Raw genomic sequence first — 18,196 nt, 5'->3', positions numbered from 1 at the left:
GCGGCGAGACTGGCCGTCTAACGCAAAATGGGCGGTGATATGCGAGAAGCGGACATTCCCTCCATCCACGGCGACGAGCACGCCGCCAATCCGGTGACCGCCGTCGCCCTGGACTACGCCGACGGCCACCAGGTGGCCAGCCACAGCCACCAGCGCGCGCAGCTGCTCTACGCCGTGCGCGGGGTGCTGGTGGTGGGCAGCGCCAGCGGCCTCTGGGTGGTGCCGGACAACCGCGGCCTGTGGATACCCGCCGGCGTCGAGCACTGGACGCGGATGGTCGGCGAGGTGCACGTGCGCACCCTCTACATCGAGCCGGGCAGCGCGCCGCACCTGCCCGCCGAGTGCACGGTGCTGGCCGTCTCGCCGCTGCTGCGCGAACTGATCCTGGCCGCCGTGGGCATCGCCGGCGAGGCCCCGGCGGACAGCCGCGACGGCCGCGTGCTGCGCCTGCTGCTGGACGAGCTGACCAGCGAGCCGGCGCTGCCGCTGCACCTGCCGCTGCCCAACGAGCCGCGCCTGCGCCGGCTGTGCCGGGACATGGGCCTGGACGCCGGGCTCCAGGACTGGGCCGCGCGGGCCGGGGTCGACACCAAGACGGTGCGCCGCTGGTTCCTGCGCGACACCGGGCTGACCTTCGGCCAGTGGCGCCAGCAGGCCCGCCTGCTGCGCGCCCTGGAGCTGCTGGGCAGCGGCGCCAGCGTGCTGGAGGCGGCCCTGGAGGTCGGCTATTCCACGCCCAGCGCCTTCAGCGCCATGTTCAGCCGCCAGTTCGGCCGCCCGCCGATCGACTTCCTGCGCGCGCCGCGGGAAACCTCCGGCAACAGGCCGCGCTCGTCGGGGAATTGAAAGTCGCCGGCCGATTCCCCATCTAGACTGTCATGTTCAATCAGTCAGGTGCCTCATGAGCGACCACGACGAGATCCACGACATCCACAGCGCCGAGGAGGTCAGCACGACCAGCCTCGTGCTGCCCGGCCAGAAGCTGCCGACCACCGTCTACGTCATCCCGATCCACAACCGCCCGTTCTTCCCCGCGCAGGTGCTGCCGGTGATCGTCAACGAGGAACCCTGGGCGGAAACCCTGGAGCTGGTGGCCAAGACCGACCACCACTGCCTGGCGCTGTTCTTCATGGACAACCCGCCGGACGACCCGCGCCACTTCGACCCGGACAGCCTGCCCGAGCACGGCACCCTGGTGCGCGTGCACCACGCCAGCCGCGAGGGCGGCAAGCTGCAGTTCGTCGCCCAGGGCCTGTCGCGGGTGCGCATCCGCGGCTGGATCAAGCGCCACCGCCCGCCCTTCCTGGTCGAGGTCGACTACCCGCACACGCCCAGCGATGCCAGCGACGAGGTGAAGGCCTACGGCATGGCGCTGATCAACGCGATCAAGGAGCTGCTGCCGCTCAACCCGCTGTACAGCGAGGAGCTGAAGAACTACCTGAACCGCTTCAACCCCAACGATCCGTCGCCGCTCACCGACTTCGCCGCGGCCCTGACCACCGCGCCCGGCACCGAGCTGCAGGAAGTGCTGGACACGGTGCCGATGCTCAAGCGCATGGAGAAGGTCCTGCCGCTGCTGCGCAAGGAGGTCGAGGTCGCGCGCCTGCAGAAGGAGCTGTCGGCCGAGGTCAACCGCAAAATCGGCGAGCGCCAGCGCGAGTTCTTCCTCAAGGAGCAGCTCAAGACCATCCAGCAGGAGCTGGGCATCACCAAGGACGACAAGAGCGCCGACGCCGACGAGTTCCGCGCCCGCCTGGAAGGCAAGATCCTTCCCGAGCAGGCGCGCAAGCGCATCGACGAGGAGCTGAACAAGCTGTCGATCCTGGAGACCGGCTCGCCGGAATACGCGGTCACCCGCAACTACCTGGACTGGGCCACCTCGGTGCCCTGGGGCGTGCTGGGCAAGGACAAGCTCAGCCTGCCCCATGCGCGCAAGGTGCTGGACAAGCACCACGCGGGCCTGGAGGACGTCAAGGACCGCATCCTCGAGTTCCTCGCCGTGGGCGCCTTCAAGGGCGAGATCGCCGGCTCCATCGTGTTGCTGGTGGGCCCGCCCGGGGTGGGCAAGACCAGCATCGGCAAGTCCATCGCCGAAAGCCTCGGCCGGCCCTTCTACCGCTTCAGCGTCGGCGGCATGCGCGACGAGGCGGAGATCAAGGGCCACCGCCGCACCTACATCGGCGCCCTGCCGGGCAAGCTGGTGCAGGCGCTGAAGGACGTCGAGGTGATGAACCCGGTGATCATGCTCGACGAGATCGACAAGCTCGGCGCCAGCTACCAGGGCGACCCGGCCTCGGCGCTGCTGGAAACCCTCGACCCGGAGCAGAACGTCGAGTTCCTCGACCACTACCTGGACCTGCGCCTGGACCTGTCCAAGGTGCTGTTCGTCTGCACGGCCAACACCCTGGACTCCATCCCCGGGCCGCTGCTCGACCGCATGGAGGTCATCCGCCTGTCCGGCTACATCGCCGAGGAGAAGCTGGCCATCGCCAAGCGCCACCTGTGGCCCAAGCAGCTGGAGAAGGCCGGGGTGCCGAAGGAGCGCCTGTCGATCAACGACGCCGCCCTGCGCGCGGTGATCGAGGGCTACGCCCGCGAGGCCGGGGTGCGGCAGCTGGAGAAACAGCTCGGCAAGCTGGTGCGCAAGGCCGTGGTCAAGCTGCTGGAGGACCCCGAGACCAGGCTGAGGATCGGCGCCAAGGACCTGGAGAGCTACCTCGGCATGCCGGTGTTCCGCACCGAGCAGTTGCTTTCCGGCGTCGGCGTCATCACCGGCCTGGCCTGGACCAGCATGGGCGGCGCCACCCTGCCCATCGAGGCGACGCGCATCCACACGCTGAACCGCGGCTTCAAGCTGACCGGGCAACTGGGTGACGTGATGAAGGAGTCGGCGGAAATCGCCTACAGCTACATCACCGCCAACCTGAAGAAGTACGGCGGCGACGCCAATTTCTTCGACCAGGCCTTCGTCCACCTGCACGTGCCCGAGGGCGCCACGCCCAAGGACGGCCCCAGCGCCGGCGTCACCATGGCCAGCGCCCTGCTGTCCCTGGCGCGCAACCAGGCGCCGAAGAAGGGCGTGGCCATGACCGGCGAGCTGACCCTCACCGGCCAGGTGCTGCCCATCGGCGGCGTGCGCGAGAAGGTGATCGCGGCGCGCCGGCAGAAGATCCACGAGCTGATCCTGCCGGAAGCCAACCGCGGCGACTTCGAGGAACTGCCGGACTACCTCAAGGAAGGCCTGACGGTGCACTTCGCCAGGCGCTACGGCGACGTGGCCAAGGTGCTGTTCCCGGCCTGAGGCCGCTGCCCCCGTAGTGCGCATGACGCCTACGGCGTTATCCGCCGTTGGCCGTGCCACCGGGGTGTCCGGCGTGGCCGGTGAATCCAATCGCGGACGGAGTCCGCTCCTACGACCGTGCTTCCCTGGAACTGTGGAGCGGACCTTGTCCGCGATAGCCGGACGATCCGGCGCGATTCGCGGATGAGATCCGCTCCGCCGCAGGCCGGGCACGGCTTCTCGTAGGAGCGAGCTTGCTCGCGAACAGACTCCGCTGCGGGGCATCAGGTTCGCGAGCAAGCTCGCTCCTACAAAGAGCATCTCGGCGATTCCCCTCTACCCACGCCATTCCCACTGTAGGAGCGCGCCCTGCGCGCGAATCGCGGGCAGGGCCCGCTCCTACAGGTTGCCCCGAGGCACGGCATTCCTGCAGGAGCGGACCTTGTCCGCGATGGCCGGACATCCCGGCGCGATTCGCGGATGAGATCCGCTCCTACGCCGCAGGCCGGCACAGCTCGCTCCTACGAAGAGCCCCCACCCACGCCGTTCCTTGGGGATGCATGGCCCCACCGCAGCGGACCTTTGCGATATCCTCCCGGCTGTCCGGACCGTCCGAGGAGTCGTCATGCCGTCGCCCCGCCCCCTGCTCGCCCTGCCCCTGCTGTTGCTTGCCGCCTGCGCCAGCCGGCCCGACCCCGTGGTCAGCCTGGAGGACGACAAGGCCTGCAAGCCCCTGGAACTGCACCAGGGCCAGGAACTGGTGCTGATGCTGCCGAGCAACCCCACCACCGGCTTCCGCTGGGAAGTGCGCAACCCCGCCGGCCGGGTGCTGGCCAGCCTGGGCCCGGAGGTCTACAACAACCCCGAGGACAGCGGCCTGGTCGGCAGCGCCGGCGAATCCACCTGGCGCTTCCGCGTCAGCGCCAGCGGCGAGGACCACCTGCAACTGGCCTACCGCCGCCCCTGGGAGGCCGACGTCGCCCCCGAGCGCACCTTCGACTGCGCGCTCAAGGTCCTCTGAGCGCGGCGCCAAATACCACCCGAACTGACGTCCGCGGCCTAGGGCCGCGGCAACGGCTGCGGCACAGTCGGCGCATCTTCCCGCGGAGAATCGACAGATGCGCTGGCTCTTGCCCCTGGCCGTCCTCGGCGGCCTCGCCTGCCTGCTGGGCATCGCCCTCGACCTGCCCTGGCTGCGCATGCTGTGCAAGCCGCTGCCGATCATCGCCCTGCTGGGCTGGGTCGGCGCCTCGCCGGCAACCCCTTACCGCCGCTGGATCGCCCTTGGCCTGGCGCTGTCGCTGCTCGGCGACGTGCTGCTGGAATGGCCGCTCGATGCCTTCGTGCCCGGCCTGTGCGCCTTCCTCCTCGCTCACCTGGCCTACCTCGCCGCCTACCTGGGCGAGACGCGGCGCCCGGCACCCCTGGCCCTGGCCTGCGCCGCGGTGCTCGGCGGCGGGCTGTTCCTGCTGCTCGACCAGCAGGGCCTGGGGCCGCTGCGCCTGCCCATCGCGCTGTACAGCCTGGTGATCGCCAGCATGCTCTGGCGCGCCCTGGCCCGCCTGCCGCAGGCCTCGCCCAGCGCGCGGCTGGCCGCTATCGGCGCCCTGCTGTTCGTGGTCTCCGACGGCATGATCGGCATCAACCGCTTCGTCTCGCCCTTCGCCGGCGCCGGCTACGCCATCATGCTCTGCTACTGGCTCGGCCAGTGGGGCATCGCCGCCTCGGTTAGTGCGCGCCGTACGCCTCTGCCATACTCCCAGGCGAACCCCGCCGCCTGAGGACGACATGCTGCGCTCCCTCCTCACCGCCCTGTGCTGCGCAGCTGCCCTGGGCGCCACCGCCGAGCCGCTGCGCCTGGGCGGCGACGACTGGTGCCCCTACCTGTGCCCGCAGACGCCGGAGCAACCCGGCTACCTGCTCGAAGGCCTGGGCCAGGCCCTGCCCGAGCCGCCGCAGTTCGAGAACCTGCCCTGGTCGCGGGCCCTGCAGATGGCCCGCGAAGGCCTGATCGACGGGGTGATCGGCGCCTACGCCGAGGAAAGCCAGGGGCTGCTGATCGGCCGCGAGCCCATCGCCTGGGCGGACATGCACCTCTACACCCGCGCCGACAGCGACTGGCGCTACCGCGGCCCGGCCTCCCTGGATGGGCTCGCCGTCGGCCTGGTGCAGGGCTATTCCTATGGCGAGCAACTGGACACGTGGCGCGACCGCAACCTGCACGACCACGAGCGGGTGCAGGTCCTCAGCGGCGAGCGCGTGCTCGAACGCAACCTGCAGAAGCTGCTGCTGGGCCGCGTAGACGTGGTGGTCGAGGACCGCCGCATCGTCGACCGCTACCTCAGGCGCCAGGGCCTCGACGGTCAGGTCCGCAGCGCAGGGGAACTGCCCAGCCCGCGGCCGATGTACGTCGCCCTGAGCCCGCACCTGAAGGACGCCGACGCACGCCTGGCGCAGCTCGACGAGGGCCTGCGGCGGCTCCGCGAGGACGACGCCTGGGCACCGCTGATGCGCGAATACCTGGTCTCCGTCGACTGACACATTCGCCCTGCAGAAAAGTCCGGCAGGCGCAGCCGCCATCGTCTATAGATCAAATACCGGGGAGTATCGAAGGGAGAGGTTTCATGCGTGCTGAAGTCCGTCTGCTGGGGATGCTTGGAACCTGTGCGATGCTTTCCGCCTGCGGCAGCCTGCTGCCCAGCGAACGCGCCGAGGTGCAGTCTCCCTTCATCGACTACCAGGACGCCGAGCACCGCTACGAACAGGTGGTGCCGGGCAGGACCACGCGCTCGCAACTGCTCAGCCTGGGCTTCGACCCGCTGACCCAGGGCAACGCCAAGATGCTCTCGTTCATCGACGTGCGCCTGCTCTTCGTGCAGCCGAACATCCCCATCGACTACCTGCCCGACGGCCTGGTGACCTGCCTGCAGGCCAAGGACCGCTGCATCGGCTACTCCTTCGACTTCAACAAGACCGACAGCCAGCGCATCGGCAGCTTCTGGGCCGACATGTTCAACTTCCGCAAGCGCCGCCAGGTCCAGGGCTGGTCGTTCCGCCCGGTGTTCGTGCTGATCGACGACGTGGTGGTGCACAAGGTCAGCAACGGCGAGCCGAACATCCGCCGCGTGGAAGACAAGAAGAACCCCCTGGGCCCGCTGCAGGGCGCCGGCGAATACTTCTCCGACAAGCTCAAGTGAAGCGCCGGGCTCGTCGCCCGGAGGTTGGGGCGCCGCGCCCCGCTCGGCTACAATGCGCACCCCGGCGCCTCAGGCAGGCGCCGGCCGTCCGCACCACCCGTACCGAGGCCCCACCGCGTGAGCGAGTCTGACCGCATCTTCGCCCAACCCCTGGAACACGTCGCCGACTTCACCTTCAACGAGGACGTGGCGCGCGTCTTCCCGGACATGATCAAGCGCTCGGTGCCGGGCTACCCGACCATCGTCGAGAACATCGGCGTGCTCGGCGCCCGCTTCGCCCAGCCGCACAGCCTGATCTACGACCTGGGCTGCTCGCTGGGCGCGGTGACCCAGGCGTTGCGCCGCCACGTCAGGGCCGACGGCTGCCGGGTGCTGGGGGTGGACAACTCCGCCGCCATGCTGGCGCGCTGCCGCGAATACCTCAGCGCCCAGGACGCCATGTACCAGGAACTGCTGCCGGCGGACCTGCTGGAGGCGGACATCCTGCGCCTGGACTTGCAGCCCTGCTCACTGGTGGCCATGAACTTCACCCTGCAGTTCATCGAACCCGGCAAGCGCCTGGAGCTGCTGCAGCGCATCCGCCAGGCCCTGCTGCCCGGCGGCGCGCTGATCCTCTCGGAGAAGCTGCGCTTCAGCGATGCCGCCGAGCAGGAACTGCTGAACGAACTGCACCTGGACTTCAAGCGCGCCAACGGCTACAGCGAACTGGAAATCGCCCAGAAACGCACCGCCATCGAGAACGTGATGCGCCCGGACACCCTGGACGAGCACCGCGAACGCCTGGCCCGGGCCGGCTTCTCCAGGGTGGTGCCGTGGTTCCAGTGCCTGAACTTCGCCTCGCTGGTCGCCCTGCCATGATCGAACGCTTCGCCCTCGACGACCTGCGCCGGGAACTGGCCGGCACGCCCCTGCAAGCCTGGAGCGAGTCCCTCGCCGCGCAGCTCGCGGCCAAGGTGGAGGATGGCCACGGCGACCTGGAGCGCTGGCTGGCCGCCGTCGACCAGTTGCCCGGGCTGCGCGCCGAAAGCGTCGAGCTGGCCAGCCGCTTCGCCCTGGAAGGCCCCTGCGACGACGCCACCCGCGCCGCGCTGAAGACCGCCCTGCAAGGGCTGATCCCCTGGCGCAAGGGCCCCTTCGACGTGTTCGGCGTGCACATCGATACCGAGTGGCGTTCGGACTGGAAATGGGAGCGCGTCTCGCCGCACCTGGACCTGGCCGGCAAGCGCATCCTCGACGTCGGCTGCGGCAACGGCTACTACCAGTGGCGCATGCTCGGCGCCGGCGCCCGCAGCGTGGTGGGGGTGGACCCGAACTGGCTGTTCTTCTGCCAGTTCCTGGCCATGAAGCGCTACCTGCCGGACCTGCCGGCCTGGCACCTGCCGCTCACCCTGGAGGAGCTGCCGGAGAAGCTGGAAGGCTTCGACACGGTGTTCTCCATGGGCGTGCTCTACCACCGCCGCTCGCCCATCGACCACCTCTTCGCGCTCAAGGACTGCCTGCGCCGCGGCGGCGAGCTGGTGCTGGAAACCCTGGTGGTGGAAGGCGACACCACCACCGTGCTGGTGCCGGAGGACCGCTACGCGCAGATGCGCAACGTCTGGTTCCTGCCCTCGGTGGCGGCCCTGGAGCTGTGGCTGCGCCGCGCCGGCTTCGCCGACGTGCGCTGCGTCGACCAGAGCCGCACCACGGTGGAGGAACAGCGTTCCACCCAGTGGATGCGCTACCAGTCGCTGCCGGAATTCCTCGACCCGCACGACCCCAGCCGCACCATCGAAGGCCTGCCGGCGCCGCTGCGCGCCACCCTGGTGGCGCGCAAGCCCTAGGCCGGCGCGCGCCGCCCCCATGTAGGAGCGCGCCCTGCGCGCGAATCGCGGGCAGGGCCCGCTCCTACAGGGGTAGCCCGGGCCGTAGGGCGCATAACCGTTCGCGGTTATCCGCCGATGCCCCGGCGCGGAAGCGACGGCGCGCAAGCCCTGAGCGGCGCATTCCCTCATGTAGGAGCGCGCCCTGCGCGCGAATCGCGGGCAGGGCCCGCTCCTACAGGGGTAGCCCGGGCCGTAGGGTGCATAACCGTTCGCGGTTATCCGCCGATGCCCCGGCGCGGAGGCCGACGAGGGCTCAGCGGTTGGCGGCCGCTACTATCAGCGCCTTCATTTCCGCCACCGCCGCCTTGAAGCCGACGAACAGCGCGTGGGCCACCAGGGCGTGGCCGATGTTCAGTTCGTTGATCCCGCGGATCGCCGCCACGGGCTCGACGTTGTGGTAGTGCAGGCCGTGGCCGGCGTTGACGATCAGGCCGTGGGACAGGCCGGCCTCCACGCCGTCGCGGATGCGCGCCAGTTCCAGCGCGGTTTCCGCCACGCCGTGGGCGTCGGCGTAGCGCCCGGTGTGCAGTTCGATGGCCGGCGCGCCGATGCGGGCGGAGGCCTCGATCTGCCGCGGGTCGGCGTCGATGAACAGCGACACCTCGCAGCCGGCGGCGGCCAGGCGCTGCACCGCGGCGTGGATGCGCGCTTCCTGGCCGGCCACGTCCAGGCCGCCCTCGGTGGTCAGTTCCTGGCGGGTTTCCGGGACCAGGCAGACGTGGGCCGGGCGGATCGCCTCGGCGAAGGCCAGCATTTCCTCGGTCACGCCCATCTCGAAGTTCATGCGCGTCTGCAGCACCTCGGCGAGCACGCGCACGTCGCGGTCCTGGATGTGCCGGCGGTCCTCGCGCAGGTGCACGGTGATGCCGTCGGCGCCGGCTTCCTCGGCGTCCAGCGCCGCCTTGACCGGGTCCGGGTAGCGGGTGCCGCGGGCCTGGCGCAGGGTCGCGACGTGGTCGATGTTGACGCCGAGGAGGATGCGGTTGGCTTCAGTCACGGGGAGGTTCCTTGCGATTCATGAAGAGTTCGCGGCTGACCAGCGGTCGGCCGCCGAGGTGCGGCGCCAGAGCCTGGCGCATCAGGCGCTTGGCCGCGGCCAGGGCGCCGGGGGCGCTCCAGTCGGCCTCGGCCATGGCCAGCAGGTCGGCGCCATGGAACAGGCCCGGCTGGAAGCCGCCCATCGGTTCCAGGCCGGCATCGGGCAGCAGGCGGTAGAGGCCGCCGGGGACGATATCTTGTCCGACGATATCGCGATCGAGGGCGAAACCATAGCCCAGCTCGTCCAGCAGCCGCCATTCGAAGGCTCGCAGCAGGGGCTCCAGCGGGCGCCCGGCGGCCAGCGCCGGCAGCGTGGCGCGGTAGTGCTCGAACAGCGCGGGATGGGCGACCTCGGCTGGCAGCACGCGGATCAGCAGTTCGTTGAGGTAGAGGCCGCTGAACAGCGCCTCGCCGGCCAGCAGGTTGGGGATGCCGGCGGCTTCCAGGCGGCTGACGTTCTTCAGCTCGCCGCGGCCGCGGAACTCCGCTTCCAGCGGCACGAAGGGCCGCGCCAGGGCCCCGGACTTGCCGCGCGCGCCGCGCAGCACGGCGCGCAGGCGGCCTTCGGGGGTGAAGAAGTCCACCAGCGCGCTGGTTTCCTTGTACGGGCGGCTGTGCAGGATGAAGGTCGGCAGGGGGACGCTGACGAGGCTCATGCGCGGGTGCGGCCTTCAGGCGGCCCGCCTCAGCGGGCCGCGCGGGTGGGTGTCAGAGGTCGCCGTAGCCGAGCGAGCGCAGGGCGCGTTCGTCGTCGGACCAGCCGCCCTTCACCTTGACCCAGAGGTTGAGCATGACCTTGGAGTCGAACAGCACCTCCATGTCCTTGCGCGCGCTCTGGCCGATGCTTTTGATGCGCTCGCCCTTGTCGCCGATGATGATCTTCTTCTGCCCTTCGCGTTCCACCAGGATCAGCGCGTGGATGTGCAGCACGCGGCCTTCCTGCTTGAACTCCTCGATCTCCACGGTGATCTGGTAGGGCAGCTCGGCGCCGAGCTGGCGCATGATCTTCTCGCGCACCAGTTCAGCGGCGAGGAAGCGGCTGCTGCGGTCGGTGATCTGGTCTTCCGGGAAGAAGTGCTCGCTTTCCGGCAGGCGCTCGGCCACCAGTTGCTCCAGCACGTCGAGGTTCTGCCCATGCTGGGCGGAGATCGGCACCACTTCGGCCTTGGGCAGCAAGCCGGTGAGCCATTGCAGGTGCGGCAGCAGCTCGGCCTTGTCTTCCAGGCGGTCGACCTTGTTCACCGCGATCAGCACCGGGCAGCTGACGTGCTGCACGCGGTCCAGGACCATCTGGTCCTCGTCGGTCCAGCGCAGGCGGTCGACCACGAAGATCACCACGTCCACGTCCTTCAGCGCGGCGCTGGCGGAGCGGTTCATGTAGCGGTTCAGCGCCTTGTCGTTGTCCTTGTGCAGGCCGGGGGTATCGACGTACACCGCCTGCACCGCGCCTTCGGTCTTGATGCCGAGCAGGGTGTGGCGGGTGGTCTGCGGCTTGCGCGAGGTGATGGCCAGCTTCTGCCCGAGGATGTGGTTGAGCAGCGTCGACTTGCCCACGTTGGGGCGGCCGACGATGGCGACGTAGCCGCAGCGGCTGGTGTCGTCGAGTTGTTCAGTCATGGCCATTCTCCACGCCCAGGGCCACCAGCGCGGCGGCGGCGGCCACCTGCTCGGCGATGCGGCGGCTGCCGCCGTGCCCATGGGTCTTGTCGTTCAGCAGGGCCACTTCGCACTCGACGAAGAAGGTCCGGCAATGCGGTTCGCCCTGGATGTCCACCACGTCGTAGCGCGGCAGCTCGCAGGCGCGCGACTGCAGGAACTCCTGCAGGCGCGTCTTGGGGTCCTTGTTGGTGTCCACCGGGGTCAGCTCGCGCAGTTGCGGGCCGAGCCAGGCGAGGATGCGCGCGCGCGCGGAGTCCATGCCGGTGTCCAGGTAGATGGCGCCGATCAGCGCTTCCATGGCGTCGGCGAGGATCGACTCGCGGCGGAAACCGCCGCTCTTGAGTTCACCCGAGCCCAGGCGCAGGTAGTCGCCCAGTTCGAAGCCACGGGCCAGCAGGGCCAGGGTCTCGCCCTTGACCAGCCGTGCGCGCAGGCGCGACAGCTGGCCCTCGCGGGCCTGCGGGAAGTGGCTGAACAGGGCTTCGCCGATGACGAAGTTGAGGATGGCGTCACCGAGGAACTCCAGGCGCTCGTTGTTGCGCCCGGCGAAGCTGCGATGGGTCAGGGCCAGGACCATCAGGTCCTGGTCCTTGAAGGTGTAGCCGAGCTTGCGCTCGAGTCGATCCAGGGTATTGCTCACGGCGTTCTTACACGGAATTCTTTGTCGAAGTGGACCACCAGGTCGAGGTTCTCGATCAGCGGCTCGCGTTTTTCATACTTCAGGTGCGCGCGGAACTCGTTGTTGTCCTGTTCCACGGTCAGCGCATCCTGCAGCTTCAGGTCGCGGATGTTGTTGATGGTCAGCGCCTTGTCCACGTAAGAGTAGAACTCCGGGACGCTGCGCACATCCGCCGCCTTGTCGGTTTCCACCGCCTTGATGGCCTTCTCGATGGCGTAGTAGTCGAGGTAGTGCGGAATGATCTTGAACGCGGTACTGGCCAGGAAGGCCACAATGGCCAGCACCACCAGCCAACCCAGCAACGACATCCCCTTCTGCGAACCTGCGTACTTCATGCTGACCTCATGTCGGTATGGTTCTCATCCCCCGCCACCGGCGGTTCCAAGTGCAAGCGGGGCGGACCCGCTCCCCGCGCGCCGCCCCGCCCTTCGTTCTAGCACCGACCGGCGGCCGGCGCTCGACGCAGCTCACATTCAGTGAATCACGCCGACCCGCGAGAAGTTCGGCAGGTTGCGCAGTTTCGGGTCCGGCCAGCTCATCCACACGGCGAAGGCCTTGCCGACGATGTTGCGGTCCGGAACCATGCCCAGCAGCGCCTTCGGGATCTTCGGATCGTTCCAGTAGCGGCTGTCGTTGGAGTTGTCGCGGTTGTCGCCCATCATGAAGTAGTGCCCGGCCGGGACCGTCCACTCCTTGCCCGGCTCCACGCGGTAGCGCGTCATTTCCTTGCGGATCAGGTGCTCGGCCTCGCCCAGCTTCTCCTTGTACAGGGTCACGCTGCCCAGGCTGCCCGGCTCCTCGCCGACCAGTTGCTCGGCCACCGGCTGGTCGTTGACGTACAGGCGCTTGTCGCTGGTGTAGCGCACGCGGTCACCCGGCACGCCGACCACGCGCTTGATGTAGTTGATGTTCGGGTCGCTGGGGTAGCGGAACACCATCACGTCGCCGCGCTGCGGGTCGCCGACCGGGATCACCTTGGCGTCCAGCACCGGCAGGCGGATGCCGTAGGCGAACTTGTTGACCAGGATGAAGTCGCCGACCTCGAGGGTGGGCTTCATCGAGCCGGAGGGGATCTGGAACGGCTCGACCAGGAAGGAACGCAGCACCAGCACGATGAACAGTACCGGGAAGAAGGACTTGCCGTACTCGATCAGCACGGGTTCCTTGTTCAGCTTGTCCAGCACCTCCGGATCGGGCTCGGCGACCGAGCCCTGGTAGGCGGAGATGGCGGCCCGGCGGCGCGGCGCGAAGAGCACCAGGTCGACCAGGGCCAGGGCGCCGCACAGGGCGACGGCTATCACCAGCAACAGCGGGAAATTCAGCGTCATAGAATCTAACTGTCCACTTTGAGCACGGCGAGGAAGGCTTCCTGGGGAATCTCCACGCTACCGACCTGCTTCATCCTTTTCTTACCGGCCTTCTGCTTCTCCAGCAGCTTGCGCTTACGGCTCACATCACCACCATAGCACTTGGCCAGCACGTTCTTCCTGAGCGCCTTGACCGTCGAGCGGGCGATGATCTGCCCGCCGATGGCCGCCTGAATCGCGACGTCGAACATCTGACGCGGGATCAGTTCCTTCATCTTCTCCACCAGCTGGCGCCCCTTGTAGGGGGCGTTGTCGCGGTGGACGATCAGGGCGAGGGCGTCCACCTTCTCGCCGTTGATCAGCACGTCGAGACGGACCAGGTTGGCCGGCTCGAAGCGGTCGAAGCTGTAGTCCAGCGAGGCGTAGCCGCGGCTGGTGGACTTCAGACGGTCGAAGAAGTCCAGCACCACCTCGTTCATCGGCATGTCGTAGATCACCTGGACCTGGCCGCTGAGGAAGTGCATGTCGCGCTGCACACCGCGTTTCTCGATGCACAGGGTAATGACGTTGCCCAGGTGCTCCTGGGGCACAAGGATGGTGGCCCGGCAGATGGGCTCGCGCATCTCGTCGATGGACGAGAGGTCGGGCAGCTTGGACGGGTTGTCGACGTAGAGGATCTCGCCGTTCTTCTGCACGATCTCGAAGATCACCGTCGGCGCCGTGGTGATCAGGTCCAGGTCGTATTCGCGCTCCAGGCGCTCCTGGATGATCTCCATGTGCAGCATGCCGAGGAAGCCGATGCGGAAACCGAAGCCCAGGGCCTCGGAGCTTTCCGGCTCGTACTGCAGGGCGGCGTCGTTCAGCGTCAGCTTCTGCAGGGCTTCGCGGAAGTCCTCGAAGTCGTCGGAGCTGACCGGGAACAGGCCGGCGTAGACCTGCGGCTTGATGCGCTTGAAGCCGGGCAGCACTTCCACGTCGGGGGTGGTGCTGAGGGTCAGGGTGTCGCCCACGGGCGCGCCGTGGATGTCCTTGATGCCGGCGATGATGAAGCCCACTTCGCCGGCCTTGAGGTCCGGCGTCTCGGTGTGCTTCGGCGAGAACACGCCGACGCTGTCCACCTGGTGCAGCTTGCCGGTGGACTTCACCAGGATCTTGTCGCCCTTCTTGACGCGGCCGTGCTTGACGCGCACCAGCGAGACCACGCCCAGGTAGTTGTCGAACCAGGAGTCGATGATCAGCGCCTGCAGCGGCGCCTCGATCTCGCCCTCAGGGGCCGGGATGGTGGCGACCAGGCGCTCGAGCACCTCGTCCACGCCCATGCCGCTCTTGGCCGAGCAGGCCACGGCGTCGGTGGCGTCGATGCCGATGATGCTCTCGATCTCGTCCTTCACCCGGTCCGGGTCGGCCTGCGGCAGGTCCATCTTGTTCAGCACGGGCATGACTTCCAGGCCCTGCTCGATGGCGGTATAGCAGTTGGCCACCGACTGCGCCTCGACGCCCTGGCCGGCGTCCACCACCAGCAGCGCGCCCTCGCAGGCGGCCAGCGAGCGGCTGACCTCGTAGGTGAAGTCGACGTGGCCGGGGGTGTCGATGAAGTTCAGCTGGTAGGTCTTGCCGTCCTTCGCCTTGTAGTGAAGGGTGACGCTGTGGGCCTTGATGGTGATGCCCCGCTCGCGCTCCAGGTCCATGGAGTCGAGGACCTGCGCTTCCATCTCGCGGTCGGACAGACCACCGCACATCTGGATGAAGCGGTCGGCCAGGGTCGACTTGCCATGGTCGATGTGGGCGATGATGGAGAAATTGCGGATATGACTCAGGTCACTCACGGCTTGACACACTCGGAAGGCTGAAGGCGGCGATCCGCCGAAAAATAGCCGGGGAGTTTACCTGAATCCGCCGCCACGCGTCACCCTGCGACGCAGCGCAGCCGACGCCCAGTGGCCGCCATCCGGTACGTTGGTACGAGCCGTCCGCCTCCAACGTAGGATTTTCCCACCCCGCCCACGGCCCTAGTGTCCTCCGTGCAGCCGCGCGCCGGCCACGGCCACCCTCCCCACCGAGCGATCCCGCACCTGGCCCAGGCGTGGCGGAGCGATTCGGCCGCGCCGCCCCACAACGCCAACAACAAGAACCAGGAAGCACCGCCATGCCCAGACGCCACCCCTTCGGCCCGAGCGCCCTCGCCCTGCTCGTGGCCCACGCCGCAGGCCTCGCCCTGCCCGCCCGGGCCGCGGACGGCACCGAGCCCCTGTCGCTGGGGCAGACCGAGGTGATCAGCAGCCTGCCGCTGCCCTCCCTGGGCGTTTCCCGCGAGCAGATCGCCGCGCCGGTACAGACCTTCACCGGCGCGGACCTGCAGAAGAGCCAGGCGCTGGACCTGGCCGACTACCTCAAGCGGCGCAGCGCCGGGGTCTACGTCAACGAGATCCAGAACAACCCGCTGCAACCGGACATCAACTACCGCGGCTTCACCGCCTCGCCGCTGCTCGGCACGCCCCAGGGGCTGTCGCTGTACCTCGACGGCGTGCGCATGAACCAGCCGTTCGGCGACGTCGTCAGCTGGGACCTGATCCCCGACAACGCCATCGCCGGCGCCCAGCTGATGCCCGGCAGCAACCCGCTGTTCGGCCTGAACACCCTGGGCGGCGCGCTCGCGGTGCAGACCAGGAACGGCCGCGACGACCCCGGCGGCGCCGTCCAGGCCACCCTGGGTTCCTACGGGCGCAAGATCGGCGAAGCCGAGTACGGCGGCAGCGAAGGGCAATGGGACTGGTTCTTCGCCGCCACCCACTTCGAGGAGGATGGCTGGCGCGAGCATTCCGACTCCGACGCGCAGAACCTCTTCGGCAAGCTCGGCTGGCAGGGCGAGGCCACCGACCTGAAGCTGACCTACAGCTTCGCCGACACCGACCTCAACGGTAACGGCATGGTGCCCGAGAGCTTCCTGCGCCGCGACCGCGACAGCGTGTACACCTACCCGGACAACACGCAGAACACCGCCAGCTTCCTCAACCTGCAGTGGAACCACGACTACAGCGACGACCTGAACGCCTCCGGCAACCTCTACTACCGCCATATCGATACCGACACCTTCAACGGCGACATCAACGACGAGTCCCTGCCCGAGCGCATCGGCGAGCCCGGCCAGAACATCCTGCCGGCGGCCGGCGGCTACACCACCGCGGCGAACCTGGCGGCCTGCGTCGCGCAGTTCGAGCCGGGCGGCGAACCCGGCGAGAAATGCACCGGGATGATCAACCGCACCCGCACCACGCAGAGCAACATCGGCCTGTTCGAGCAGTTCTCGCTGCGCAACCGGCTGTTCGGCAAGGACAACCTGCTGTCCCTGGGCGGCGGCTTCGACTACAGCCAGGTACGCTTCCGGCAATCGGCCGAATACGGCGCGCTCACCGCCGACCGCGGCATCGTCGGCACGGGCGTGTACGCCGAGGCCGGCAACGCCTTCAGCCTGGACGGCGAGCTGGACGACCGGGCCGCGCGCCTGAAGGGCAACACCCGTACCTGGAGCCTCTACGGCAGCGACACCCTGAGCCTGGCCCCGACGCTCGACCTCACGCTGTCCGGGCGCTACAACGCCATCTCGGTGCGCAACCACGACCAGCTCTCCCACTACGAACTCGACGGCGACGCCCTGGGCGACAGCGTCGACGAGAACGCCTCGCTCAGCGGCAAGCACAGCTTCAACCGCTTCAACCCGGCCGTCGGCCTGACCTTCCACCCGACCCGCAGCCTGACCGCCTATGCCGGCTACAGCGAAGGCAGCCGGGCCCCGACCACCATCGAGCTGGGCTGCGCCAACCCGGAATCGCCCTGCCGCCTGCCCAACTCCATGGCCGGCGATCCGCCGCTCGACCAGGTGGTGACGCGGACCTGGGAAGCCGGCCTGCGCGGCCTGATCGGCGACAACCTGCAATGGAACGCCGGGCTGTTCAGCGCGCGCAACAGCAACGACATCCTGTTCGTGTCTTCCAGCACCAGCGGCAGCGGCTACTTCGCGAACTTCGGCGAAACCCGCCGGCGCGGCATCGAAACCGGTATCTCCGGGAACTGGGGCGACTGGGCGCTGGCCGCCAACTACACCTTCGTCGACGCCACCTACCGCTCGGGCGAGACCTTCCTGGGCGAGGCCAACAGCAGCACGGACGACGGCAACATCAGCGTGAAGTCCGGCGACCGCATTCCGCTGGTGCCGCGCAACATCCTCAAGCTGTCGGCCGACTACGCGGTGACCGAGCGCCTGAGCATCGGCGCCGACGCCATCAGCGTCTCCGGCTCCTACGTGCGCGGCAACGAGAACAACGACCATCAGAGCGGCGGCCTGTACCAGGGCGGCGGCGAGATCGGCGGCTACACCCTGTTCAACCTCAACGGCTCCTACCAGCTCACCCCGGCCTGGCGCATCTTCGCCCAGGTCGACAACCTGTTCGACCGCGAGTACGCCACCGCCGGCATGCTCGGTGCCAACCCGTTCGACGCCAATGGCGTGATGCGCACTGACGGCGCCGCCGGCAACGGCACGGTCAACGGCAGGCGCAGCAACTCCGTGGGTGAAACCTTCGTCGCCCCGGGGGCGCCGCGCACCGCCTGGCTGGGCGTGCGCTGGGCGTTCCTCTGAGCCGCGCTGAATGCACCCAAGAAAAAACGCCGCTTCCTGATGGGGAAACGGCGTTTTCGTGGGAGGTTAGCGCGGCGTAGCGCTCCGGGTGCTCGGATGTTTCTGTGGCGCTATCCGCCGAATCGCGGACAGAGTCCGCTCCTACGCTTACAGGGAAGCACGGGCGTAGGAGCGGACTTTGTCCGCGATTGGACTCACCGGCCACGCCGGACACTCCCGCGGCACGGCCGACGGCGGATAACCGCGAACGGTTATTCGCCCTACGCGGGAATGACATACGGTTCCAGGCAAGCACGGGTGTAGGAGCGGACCCTGCCCGCGAATCGCGCGCAGGGCGCGCTCCTACAGGTGGAGCAGCGGTGGTTGGGGTAGGAGGACCTTGCCCGCGATTGGATTCACCGGCCACGCCGGACACTCCCGTGGCACGGCCGACGGCGGATAACCGCGAACGGTTATTCGCCCTACGCGGGAATGACATACGGTTCCAGGCAAGCACGGGTGTAGGAGCGGGCCCTGCCCGCGAATCGCGCGCAGG

The 18,196-nt window shown here is 68.5% G+C and carries 16 protein-coding genes; 9 read left to right on the top strand and 7 right to left on the bottom strand.

The genetic code is table 11. The features are described from left to right. Nucleotides 1-39: 39 nt before the first annotated feature. The 8 genes from CHC02_RS10860 (at nt 40) to cmoB (ending at nt 8,300) form a co-directional block, all read left to right on the top strand. A complete protein-coding gene (locus CHC02_RS10860; protein ID WP_089391483.1) occupies nt 40-846 on the top strand; it encodes an AraC family transcriptional regulator in 807 nt (268 codons plus the stop codon). A 55-nt stretch (nt 847-901) separates the two neighbouring features. Further along, nucleotides 902-3,301 (top strand): endopeptidase La, encoded by a 2,400-nt coding sequence (lon, locus tag CHC02_RS10855; RefSeq protein WP_089391482.1) that lies wholly within the window; start codon nt 902-904, stop codon nt 3,299-3,301. Nucleotides 3,302-3,905: 604 nt separating this feature from the next. After that, nucleotides 3,906-4,301 (top strand): protease inhibitor I42 family protein, encoded by a 396-nt coding sequence (locus CHC02_RS10850; protein ID WP_089391481.1) that lies wholly within the window; start codon nt 3,906-3,908, stop codon nt 4,299-4,301. A gap of 97 nt (nt 4,302-4,398) precedes the next feature. Next, nucleotides 4,399-5,061, top strand: coding sequence for a lysoplasmalogenase (locus tag CHC02_RS10845; RefSeq protein WP_089391480.1), 663 nt, complete (start codon nt 4,399-4,401; stop codon nt 5,059-5,061). A gap of 7 nt (nt 5,062-5,068) precedes the next feature. Then, nucleotides 5,069-5,818, top strand: a complete 750-nt coding sequence (locus tag CHC02_RS10840; protein WP_089391479.1) for a substrate-binding periplasmic protein — start codon at nt 5,069-5,071, stop codon at nt 5,816-5,818. Nucleotides 5,819-5,904: 86 nt separating this feature from the next. After that, entirely contained in the window at nt 5,905-6,477 is a 573-nt protein-coding gene (locus tag CHC02_RS10835; protein WP_089391478.1) for a hypothetical protein, read from the top strand. A gap of 117 nt (nt 6,478-6,594) precedes the next feature. Then, complete coding sequence (cmoA, locus tag CHC02_RS10830; protein WP_089391477.1) at nt 6,595-7,335, top strand: carboxy-S-adenosyl-L-methionine synthase CmoA; 741 nt, start codon at nt 6,595-6,597, stop codon at nt 7,333-7,335. Beyond that, complete coding sequence (cmoB, locus tag CHC02_RS10825) at nt 7,332-8,300, top strand: tRNA 5-methoxyuridine(34)/uridine 5-oxyacetic acid(34) synthase CmoB (RefSeq protein WP_089391476.1); 969 nt, start codon at nt 7,332-7,334, stop codon at nt 8,298-8,300. The genes cmoA and cmoB overlap by 4 nt, the downstream gene beginning before the upstream one ends. Before the next feature lie 295 nt (nt 8,301-8,595). Here the strand turns inward: cmoB and pdxJ are convergent, their stop codons facing one another. The 7 genes from pdxJ to lepA all read right to left on the bottom strand — a co-directional run bounded on the left by pdxJ (nt 8,596) and on the right by lepA (nt 14,851). Beyond that, complete coding sequence (gene pdxJ, locus CHC02_RS10820) at nt 8,596-9,339, bottom strand: pyridoxine 5'-phosphate synthase (protein WP_089391475.1); 744 nt, start codon at nt 9,337-9,339, stop codon at nt 8,596-8,598. After that, complete coding sequence (gene recO, locus CHC02_RS10815; RefSeq protein WP_089391474.1) at nt 9,332-10,036, bottom strand: DNA repair protein RecO; 705 nt, start codon at nt 10,034-10,036, stop codon at nt 9,332-9,334. The genes pdxJ and recO overlap by 8 nt, the downstream gene beginning before the upstream one ends. Before the next feature lie 52 nt (nt 10,037-10,088). Continuing rightward, nucleotides 10,089-11,003 (bottom strand): GTPase Era, encoded by a 915-nt coding sequence (era, locus tag CHC02_RS10810; RefSeq protein WP_371921190.1) that lies wholly within the window; start codon nt 11,001-11,003, stop codon nt 10,089-10,091. Continuing rightward, nucleotides 10,990-11,679, bottom strand: coding sequence for a ribonuclease III (gene rnc, locus CHC02_RS10805; protein ID WP_089391472.1), 690 nt, complete (start codon nt 11,677-11,679; stop codon nt 10,990-10,992). Before rnc ends, era begins: the two co-directional genes overlap by 14 nt. Next, nucleotides 11,676-12,053 (bottom strand): DUF4845 domain-containing protein, encoded by a 378-nt coding sequence (locus CHC02_RS10800; RefSeq protein ID WP_089391471.1) that lies wholly within the window; start codon nt 12,051-12,053, stop codon nt 11,676-11,678. Before CHC02_RS10800 ends, rnc begins: the two co-directional genes overlap by 4 nt. Nucleotides 12,054-12,191: 138 nt before the next feature. Continuing rightward, nucleotides 12,192-13,046, bottom strand: coding sequence for a signal peptidase I (gene lepB / locus CHC02_RS10795; protein ID WP_089391470.1), 855 nt, complete (start codon nt 13,044-13,046; stop codon nt 12,192-12,194). 5 nt (nt 13,047-13,051) lie between these two features. Then, complete coding sequence (lepA, locus tag CHC02_RS10790) at nt 13,052-14,851, bottom strand: translation elongation factor 4 (protein ID WP_089391469.1); 1,800 nt, start codon at nt 14,849-14,851, stop codon at nt 13,052-13,054. A gap of 320 nt (nt 14,852-15,171) precedes the next feature. On the opposite strand from lepA, the gene CHC02_RS10785 reads away from it, so the two are divergent. Further along, on the top strand, nt 15,172-17,661 hold the full coding sequence (locus tag CHC02_RS10785; RefSeq protein ID WP_089391468.1) for a TonB-dependent receptor: 2,490 nt from the start codon (nt 15,172-15,174) through the stop codon (nt 17,659-17,661). Nucleotides 17,662-18,196: the final 535 nt, after the last annotated feature.

Origin of the sequence: Pseudomonas delhiensis (genome assembly GCF_900187975.1) — a bacterium.
Lineage (GTDB): Bacteria > Pseudomonadota > Gammaproteobacteria > Pseudomonadales > Pseudomonadaceae > Pseudomonas > Pseudomonas delhiensis.
Note: the sequence above shows the minus strand (reverse complement) of the source record. Positions and strands in the feature narration are given on the sequence as shown.

Excerpts from the sequence above, each read along its gene's own strand:
- CHC02_RS10860 (WP_089391483.1), top strand. The coding sequence starts at position 40 with ATGCGAGAAGCGGACATTCCCTCCATCCACGGCGACGAGCACGCCGCC.
- lon (WP_089391482.1), top strand. The coding sequence starts at position 902 with ATGAGCGACCACGACGAGATCCACGACATCCACAGCGCCGAGGAGGTC.
- CHC02_RS10850 (WP_089391481.1), top strand. The coding sequence starts at position 3,906 with ATGCCGTCGCCCCGCCCCCTGCTCGCCCTGCCCCTGCTGTTGCTTGCC.
- CHC02_RS10845 (WP_089391480.1), top strand. The coding sequence starts at position 4,399 with ATGCGCTGGCTCTTGCCCCTGGCCGTCCTCGGCGGCCTCGCCTGCCTG.
- CHC02_RS10840 (WP_089391479.1), top strand. The coding sequence starts at position 5,069 with ATGCTGCGCTCCCTCCTCACCGCCCTGTGCTGCGCAGCTGCCCTGGGC.
- CHC02_RS10835 (WP_089391478.1), top strand. The coding sequence starts at position 5,905 with ATGCGTGCTGAAGTCCGTCTGCTGGGGATGCTTGGAACCTGTGCGATG.
- cmoB (WP_089391476.1), top strand. The coding sequence starts at position 7,332 with ATGATCGAACGCTTCGCCCTCGACGACCTGCGCCGGGAACTGGCCGGC.
- recO (WP_089391474.1), bottom strand. The coding sequence starts at position 10,036 with ATGAGCCTCGTCAGCGTCCCCCTGCCGACCTTCATCCTGCACAGCCGC.
- era (WP_371921190.1), bottom strand. The coding sequence starts at position 11,003 with ATGGCCATGACTGAACAACTCGACGACACCAGCCGCTGCGGCTACGTC.
- CHC02_RS10800 (WP_089391471.1), bottom strand. The coding sequence starts at position 12,053 with ATGAAGTACGCAGGTTCGCAGAAGGGGATGTCGTTGCTGGGTTGGCTG.
- lepB (WP_089391470.1), bottom strand. The coding sequence starts at position 13,046 with ATGACGCTGAATTTCCCGCTGTTGCTGGTGATAGCCGTCGCCCTGTGC.
- CHC02_RS10785 (WP_089391468.1), top strand. The coding sequence starts at position 15,172 with ATGCCCAGACGCCACCCCTTCGGCCCGAGCGCCCTCGCCCTGCTCGTG.